This is a genomic window from Thiohalophilus sp. (assembly GCF_031581315.1).
GTDB lineage: Bacteria > Pseudomonadota > Gammaproteobacteria > UBA6429 > Thiohalophilaceae > Thiohalophilus.
Genome location: NZ_JAVLAZ010000129.1, coordinates 1 through 2,904 on the forward strand (window position 1 = coordinate 1; position 2,904 = coordinate 2,904).

Consider the following 2,904-nt stretch of genomic DNA (forward strand, 5'->3'; position numbering starts at 1 on the left):
GTGTCAAGATCACAGACGCCATCTGCGCAAAGCTTCGGTCAAGGCGAAGAACTAATTAAATTTCTAAAATCGAATCCATGTTCTGAGTTGGAATAATGATGTTTTATCGATATGCCAGCACAACAATAATATTCAGCAAACAAAAATACCGGGGTCAGAGCGCAGATAACTCTAATATTCGCAACAACTATGCTCTAATAAAAGGGGTCGGTGACACATGGTAATACGAATAATTCTCGTTTGTCACCACCACTTTTCTGATTTCTGACTTATGTTGAATGTAAAGTTTATGAAATTAAGATAAATTCTATTTGCGACTCTGGTTGTAGGCAGTAATGTTCATGCAGATGAAAGAATAATTAATTATTTTCATGTTGATGGTGTAAATGTAAACAAGATATACACCAGCCAGACAAGAGAAGTGACTGATAATTTCAAGGCTGTGGTTGCATATGCAATAAACACAAAAACCACATGGAAGGACGATACTGTAGGCGTGTTCCTGGTGGGTGAAAATGGTGTGTACGTACTTGATATTTTTCTTCAGAGCGGCAAAAAGACTTCACGCCAAGAATGCGTGCTATTACCCCTGAAGAGTTAGTGGTTGGTGTATATAGTGACTACGGTGAGCTTAAAAGGATTAAGTACGTCATTGATATTGATACAGAAGTAAAGCTGGTTTCACGTACAGAGTTGGAGCCCGAAGGTATACCTGCTGATTTACCTTGAAAGCTATGTGATGCTGTTAGGTGTCAATGTGAAAACTCTGTCATTCCCGCTTTTTCAAACGTTACCTATTCCCACAACCACGCCGCGCCCCTGACGCCACTGGAATCCCCATGCTTCGGCGGCACCAGTTTGGTGTCGACCCGATCGGAGAAGACGTAGGTGGTCCAGAGTTTGGGGACGTTGTCGTACAGGCGCCGGATGTTGGACATGCCGCCGCCCAGCACGATGATTTGCGGATCCAGGATGTTGATTACCGAGGCCAGACTTTTGGCCAGGCGTTGTTCGTAGCGCTCCAGTGAGGCTTCGGCCAGGGTGTTGCCCTGTGCGGCCAGTTGCGCGATTTCGGGCGCCGGTAGATGGCCGCCGCCGCTGAGCTGGTGATCGCGGCTGAAGCCGGGGCCGGAGAGCCAGGTTTCGATGCAGCCTTTTTTGCCGCAGTAACAATCCCGGCCCGGGTATTCATCGGGGGTGGGCCAGGGCAGGGGATTGTGGCCCCATTCGCCGGCGATGGCGTTGAGACCGACGATCGAGTTGCCCCGTACGTACACACCGCCGCCGGTCCCGGTGCCGATGATCACGCCAAAGACGACATCGGCCCCCTGTGCCGCGCCGTCGGTCGCTTCGGAGACGACAAAACAGTTGGCGTCGTTTTCGATTTTGATTTCACGGTCGAGTTGCTGTTGCAGATCGTCCTGCAACGGCTGGCCGATCAGCCAGGTGGAGTTGGCGTTCTTGACCCGGCCGCTGGCCGGCGAGATGGCGCCGGGGATGCCCATGCCCACTGTCGCCGGTTTGTCGAGTTCGCGTTCCAGTTGTTTGACGAGATCGACGACCGCCTGCACGGTGGCCGGATAGTCGTTGCGCGGGGTATCGATGCGTTGGCGGGTTTGTTCGGCGCCCTGCTCATCGAGCAGGATGCCCTCGATCTTGGTGCCGCCCAGATCGATCCCGATGCGCATGGTTTAGTCCAGCAATTCGGTGTCGTCGTGGGCGTAGGGCGGGGAACAGCTGCACAGGATATGCAGCGGCTCCTCGCCGGTGTTCCGGATGCGGTGCGCGGTACCGGGGGCGATGGCGACGGTATCGCCGACATTCACCTCGAACTCCTCCTCGCCCAGGGTCATCAGTCCACGACCGCGGGTGATGTGATAGAGCTCCTCGCTCTTGCCATGGCGATGCAGCTGGGTGATCTCGCCGGGTGAAACGATGGCTTCGGCCAGGCTCTGGTTGCGGTTGCCGTGCACGTCGGGGTGCATCAGCTCGCGGATTTGTGAGCCGTCCTTGGTGGTGTAGGTGTCGATGTCGCGGTCGCGGGTATGCATCAGGCTTCATCCGGGTTGCAGCGCAGGATCCGATCCAGGCGAATGTGGAGGGTGTCACCGCCGCTGACCGGTTTGGCGATCAGAAATTCCTGCCCGCTGCGGGATTGTAAATCGAGCGGTTGCAGCAGACCGATGTATTCCTGGCCCTGCGCATCGCGCCAGGCAAGTTGCAGGCGTTGCTCGTGCAGGATCCACAGCTCATAGCGGCTGTAGTCGGCACAGGAGATCGCCTGGTAGCGGTCGTCGTTATCGTCACTCATTGTCTTGTCGGGTGATGACCTCGGCCAGTTCACCGTTGATATCCACCATAACGCTAAAGCGGATCGGACGGCAACAGACATAGCAGTCCTCGATGTACTCCTGGTCGCCGGCGGAATAGTCCACCACGGTGGTGAATACCTCGCCGCAGTAGGGACAGGCGATGCTGACTTCATCCAGCATCGGGTAAAAACCGGGCGAGCAGATCGTTGAGATATTGTCGTCCGCGCATACTGGTTTGTATGGGGTCATCCGCCTGTTCGATCAAGCCATCGGCGACGGCCTGTTGCAATGGCGCCTGCAACACGTCGCGGGACAGGCCGGTATGCTGCTCGAACAGGGCGAGTTCAAAACCGTCATTGAGGCGCAGGGCGTTAAGCATGAACTCGAACAGGATATCGTCCTGGTCGGGGCATTGTTCGTTCTGCACGAAATCGGTGGCCTGTAAATAGTCTTGTGGTCCGCGTTGCTTGCTGCGACGCACGATGCGCCCGGCGGCGGCATCGCTCAGCTTGTCATGGGCCCCGGCGCCGATTCCCAGGTAATCACCGAATTCCCAGTAATTGCGGTTATGCCGGCACTGGCGCCCGGGCCG

The 2,904-nt window shown here is 55.5% G+C and carries 5 protein-coding genes and 1 pseudogene; 1 reads left to right on the plus strand and 5 read right to left on the minus strand.

The annotated features are described in order from the left end of the window. Nucleotides 1-573: 573 nt before the first annotated feature. Nucleotides 574-729, plus strand: coding sequence for a hypothetical protein (locus RI563_RS12510; RefSeq protein WP_310694720.1), 156 nt, complete (start codon nucleotides 574-576; stop codon nucleotides 727-729). A 65-nt stretch (nucleotides 730-794) separates the two neighbouring features. Here the strand turns inward: RI563_RS12510 and RI563_RS12515 are convergent, their stop codons facing one another. From RI563_RS12515 to RI563_RS12535, 5 genes and pseudogenes are all read right to left on the minus strand, one after another. Next, entirely contained in the window at nucleotides 795-1,688 is an 894-nt protein-coding gene (locus RI563_RS12515; protein WP_310694721.1) for an ROK family protein, read from the minus strand. A 3-nt stretch (nucleotides 1,689-1,691) separates the two neighbouring features. Beyond that, entirely contained in the window at nucleotides 1,692-2,051 is a 360-nt protein-coding gene (locus tag RI563_RS12520; protein WP_310694722.1) for a cupin domain-containing protein, read from the minus strand. Further along, nucleotides 2,051-2,311 carry a transcriptional antiterminator, Rof gene (locus RI563_RS12525; protein WP_310694723.1) on the minus strand — a complete coding sequence of 87 codons (261 nt, stop codon included), beginning with the start codon at nucleotides 2,309-2,311 and terminating at the stop codon, nucleotides 2,051-2,053. The genes RI563_RS12520 and RI563_RS12525 overlap by 1 nt, the downstream gene beginning before the upstream one ends. Further along, nucleotides 2,304-2,492, minus strand: coding sequence for a CPXCG motif-containing cysteine-rich protein (locus RI563_RS12530; RefSeq protein ID WP_134080631.1), 189 nt, complete (start codon nucleotides 2,490-2,492; stop codon nucleotides 2,304-2,306). Before RI563_RS12530 ends, RI563_RS12525 begins: the two co-directional genes overlap by 8 nt. Next, nucleotides 2,482-2,904 (minus strand): annotated as a pseudogene (locus RI563_RS12535) (hypothetical protein); the annotation flags it as partial. The pseudogene RI563_RS12535 and the gene RI563_RS12530, both read right to left, overlap by 11 nt.

Bases quoted from the DNA above. Each gene is read 5' to 3' on its own strand.
- RI563_RS12510 (WP_310694720.1), top strand. From the start codon at position 574: ATGCGTGCTATTACCCCTGAAGAGTTAGTGGTTGGTGTATATAGTGAC.
- RI563_RS12530 (WP_134080631.1), bottom strand. From the start codon at position 2,492: ATGCTGGATGAAGTCAGCATCGCCTGTCCCTACTGCGGCGAGGTATTC.
- RI563_RS12515 (WP_310694721.1), bottom strand. From the start codon at position 1,688: ATGCGCATCGGGATCGATCTGGGCGGCACCAAGATCGAGGGCATCCTG.
- RI563_RS12520 (WP_310694722.1), bottom strand. From the start codon at position 2,051: ATGCATACCCGCGACCGCGACATCGACACCTACACCACCAAGGACGGC.
- RI563_RS12525 (WP_310694723.1), bottom strand. From the start codon at position 2,311: ATGAGTGACGATAACGACGACCGCTACCAGGCGATCTCCTGTGCCGAC.